The following is a 4,077-nucleotide window of genomic DNA, read 5'->3' as shown; positions in this document are numbered from 1 at the left end:
TGACCTCGCGTCATCGCACGCGCGGGACGGTTTGCGCCCTGCGCGGGGCGGGCTTGAACGGGCTTGATCGTGTGACGCCGGCGGAATGAAGTGAGTGTCTATCAGCGGCAGTCTGCGCCCGTCAACGGTGCGTCAAACCCCATGTGGCCTGCGGAAATAACGAATTCGTCGCTCTGTCGTACTCATTGGTCGAGACCAGTGACGCCCTCCTGGTGAGGGCGTGGCGGTGCATTCCCAACGGTTCTGCCTGCGAACACGCGAAGGCCCGCGCCGTACGGACGACGCGGGCCTTCAGCGGGTCACTGCTGCGGTGGCGGAGGAGGCGGAGGGGACTGGGGGTGCTGTGGGGGGTAGGGCGGCTGTGGGTGCTGTGGGTGCTGTGGGTGCTGCGGGTGCTGTGGGTGCTGTGGGTGCTGTGGGTGCTGTGGGGCGGCGTGCTGGCCGGGCTGGGCCGGCTGCGCCGGCGGCACTTGACCGGGGGTGGGCCGGCCCGGGTAGGGCTGTCCGGGGTAGGGCTGCCCCGGGTACGGCTGGCCGGGGAACGGCGGGGCCGCCACCGGCGGGGGGTTGCCGTCGGAGGTCCACAGGCCCTGGGCCTGCTGGTGCCGGACGAAGTCCTCGGCCACCATCGCCGCCAGGTTGAAGTACGCCTCGCGCACCTTGGGCCGCATCATGTCGAGGTTCACCTCGGCGCCCGCGGCCAGGTGCTCGTCGAAGGGCACCACGACCACACCCCGGCAACGGGTCTCGAAGTGGGAGACGATGTCCTCCACCTTGATCATCTTGCCGGTCTCGCGCACACCCGAGATGACCGTGAGTGAGCGGGAGACCAGATCGGCGTACCCGTGTGCGGACAGCCAGTCCAGGGTCGTACTGGCGCTGGACGCACCGTCCACGGACGGCGTGGAGATGATGATGAGCTGGTCGGCGAGGTCCAGCACACCGCGCATGGCGCTGTAGAGCAGACCGGTGCCGGAGTCGGTGAGGATGACGGGGTACTGCCTGCCCAGTACGTCTATCGCGCGCCGGTAGTCCTCGTCGTTGAACGTCGTGGACACCGCAGGGTCGACGTCGTTGGCGATGATCTCCAGGCCGGAGGGCGCCTGCGAGGTGAACCGCCGGATGTCCATGTAGGAGTTGAGGTACGGGATCGCCTGCACGAGGTCACGGATGGTGGCCCCGGTCTCCCGCCGCACGCGGCGGCCGAGCGTGCCGGCGTCCGGGTTGGCGTCGATGGCGAGGATCTTGTCCTGCCGCTCGCTGGCGAGCGTGGAGCCGAGCGCGGTGGTCGTGGTCGTCTTGCCGACGCCGCCCTTGAGGCTGATGACCGCGATGCGGTAGCAGGACAGCACCGGCGTCCGGATGAGCTCCAGCTTCCGCTGCCGCTCGGCCTCCTCCTTCTTGGCACCGATACGGAACCGGGACCCGGCCGCCGCCGGCCGTCCGCTACGGGCCTTCTGGCGCTTGTTGTTGAGCAGCCGGTCGGAGGACAGCTCCACGGCCGCCGTGTAACCGAGCGGCGCCGCACCGGGGTTGGTGGGCTGCCGCTGGTCGTGCTGTATCGGCTGCGGCCAGGCGGCCCCGAGCCGCGGATCGACCGGCTGCTGAGGCTGAGCCTGCGGCTGGGGCTGCGACGGCTGCTGCGCAGGCGGCACTGGCTGGCCCGGGTGACCCGGGTGACCCGGCTGCCCCGGCTGGCCGGGCTGCGCGGGAGGCTGCGGGAAGCCGTGGCCTCCCTGCGCCGGATTGGGGGGCGCCGGCTGCGGCGTGGGCTGCGGGGCCGCAGGGGCGGGGCCGGGCTGGGGGAAGCCGTAGCCTGCCTGGGCCGGGTTGGGCGGTGTCGGCTGTGGTGTCGGCTGTGGCTGCGTGGCCGCAGGCGCGGGGCCGGGCTGGGGGAAGCCGTAGCCTGCCTGGGCCGGGTTGGGCGGTGTCGGCTGTGGTGTCGGCTGTGGCTGCGTGGCCGCAGGCGCGGGGCCGGGCTGGGGGAAGCCGTAGCCTGCCTGGGCCGGGTTGGGCGGTGTCGGCTGTGGTGTCGGCTGTGGCTGCGGGGCCGTAGGTGCGGGGCCGGGCTGGGGGGAGCCGTAGGCGGACGGCGGGGCCGGGGGAGTGGGGGCCGGGCCCGGCTGCTGGGGCGGCGGCACCGGGGCCTGCGCGGGCGCGTTCCACGCGGCCGGCGCGGACGCGGGCTGCGGTGGCTGCGGCTGGTACGGAGGTTGAGCCTGTCCCTGTCCCTGGGGCTGGGACTGGGGCTGGGGCTGGGACTGCGCGGGCCACTGGGCCGCCGGGGTCGGGGCCGCGGGCTGGTACGACGGCGGCAGAGGCGGAACCGCGTCCTGTGGCGCGGGCGGCGGGGCCCACGCGGGCGGAGTGTCCCGCACATCGGTGCCGTCCACGACGGCGTCCTGCGCCTCACCCGCGCTCTCAGCGGCGTCGCCATCGGCAGGCACGGCATCCTGCACGTCACCGTCCGCGTCACTGCTGCCGTCGCCGTCGGCGGCCGGAACCTCCTCGCCGGCACCGGCCCCGGAGTCCTGCACCACGTCGTCCGCAGAGGCCTTGGCAGGACCGGCTTCCTGGGCTTCCTCCGCCTGCCCCGCGTCGACCTCACCCGCGCCGGAGCCGTCGACGTCCGCAGCCTCCGGGGCCTCCGCAGCCTCCGGGGCCTCGGAACTCTCGGAAGCCTCCGAGGCCGACGAAGTTTCCGTGGTCGCCGGGACTTCCGGAGCCGCGGAAGCAGGCTCCGCCTCCTCCGGTCCCGTCACCGCCGCTTCCGGCTCCGGTTCGGACTCCGCACCCGCATCCGGCCCGGCACCCTCTCCGGTGCCGGCCGATGCTTCGGCACCCGCCCGCTCGGCGAACTCACGCTTCAGAGCGGCCGCGGAGATCCGCATCGTCGCCCCACTCACCAGGTCACCGTTCGAGGCTTCCTCCGCCTCCGGCGGCGCGGCGGGAGCGGCGGGCGTCCAAGCGGGCTGCTGCGGAGGCGGGGGAGGAGTGGCCGGCGCCGCAGGGGGCGGAGCCGTCTCCCCGGCCGTACCCGAGGCGTTCTGCGTGTACCAGGCGGGCGGCGCGTAGTCGATGGTGAACTCGCCCGTCGCCTCGACGGCGGACTCCGCGTCGGACTGGTCATCGCCGGGTGTGGCCCCCCAGCCCCCGCGGATCCCGTCCCGATCGCTGTTCACAGTTCCTCCTGGTGTGGTCGAGCACCCTCAAGCCGTGCTGGGGCGACCGTTCAACTCGTAAGGGGCCGCGGGTCCCGACATGACGCCCCCGCCCCAGCCTAATCACCACGGGCATGCTCACGGCAGGCCCGTCCCGTGACGGCCGTTCAGTCCATCCGTCGCGGGTTGCCCAGAAGTCCCGTCTCGGCGTCGGTCGGCTGGGTCATCGCGTACTGCCGGTCGCGGTCGGCGCACCACAGGGTGACCCCGTCCGCGAGCGTGGGCAACGACTCCACGTCGGCCCGGGGCAGCGCCATGGTGCGGCCGAGTTCGGCCGCCTCGTCCGGCGAGATCCGCTGGACGCCGACCAGCCGCGCCTGCCGTATCAGCCGGGGGGCCACCGGACTCAGGTAGGGCAACAGCGTCAGCACCGACTGCCAGGGACCGGAGACCACCCGCCCGCGCGGGGGCCGCATTCCGCAGTCGCGCACCACCAGTACGGGGGTTCCGGCCGAGGCGCCCTGTGGGGGCACCCGGCCCACCTCGTGGACCGCGAGTCCGTTCTGCCCACCGCCCATGGCGTGCACCATCTGCATCCAGGCCTGCGGGCGTCCCGTCTCCACGGCCACGCGCGCCCCGGTGGCCGCCGCGCGCAGGGCGAGGACCTGCGCGGTCCACAGGCTGCCGATCAGTACGACGTCGTACGGCGTCGGCCTGTTGAGGCCGAGCACCGCCGGCCGCCCCTCGGCGTCCACGCCGACGACGACGCCGTCGTCACCGATGGGCAGCGCGAGCGCGTCCACCTGTGCCGCGGGCAGCGTGTGCCGTCCGTGCCGCGGGCCGAGCAGGCCGAGCCCGCCGCGCAGCCTCCCGCGCACCCGCTCGGCGACGGTGGGCGGGGCGGGAACCGGGTCCG

General features: G+C 74.0%; 2 protein-coding genes. Both read right to left on the bottom strand.

Features of this window, described 5'->3' with window-relative positions; all coding sequences use genetic code 11:
• Nucleotides 1-299 precede the first annotated feature (299 nt).
• Entirely contained in the window at nucleotides 300-3,182 is a 2,883-nt protein-coding gene (locus IE249_RS33020; protein ID WP_189710807.1) for an SCO5717 family growth-regulating ATPase, read from the bottom strand.
• 146 nt (nucleotides 3,183-3,328) lie between these two features.
• Nucleotides 3,329-4,039 carry a hypothetical protein gene (locus tag IE249_RS33015; RefSeq protein ID WP_189710844.1) on the bottom strand — a complete coding sequence of 237 codons (711 nt, stop codon included), beginning with the start codon at nucleotides 4,037-4,039 and terminating at the stop codon, nucleotides 3,329-3,331.
• Between the last annotated feature and the right edge of the window lie 38 nt (nucleotides 4,040-4,077).

It is taken from the genome of Streptomyces anandii JCM 4720 (genome assembly GCF_014650655.1).
Taxonomy (GTDB): Bacteria; Actinomycetota; Actinomycetes; order Streptomycetales; family Streptomycetaceae; genus Streptomyces; species Streptomyces anandii.
The sequence above is the reverse complement of the archived record's forward strand: the minus strand, read 5'-3'. Positions and strand labels throughout refer to the sequence as shown.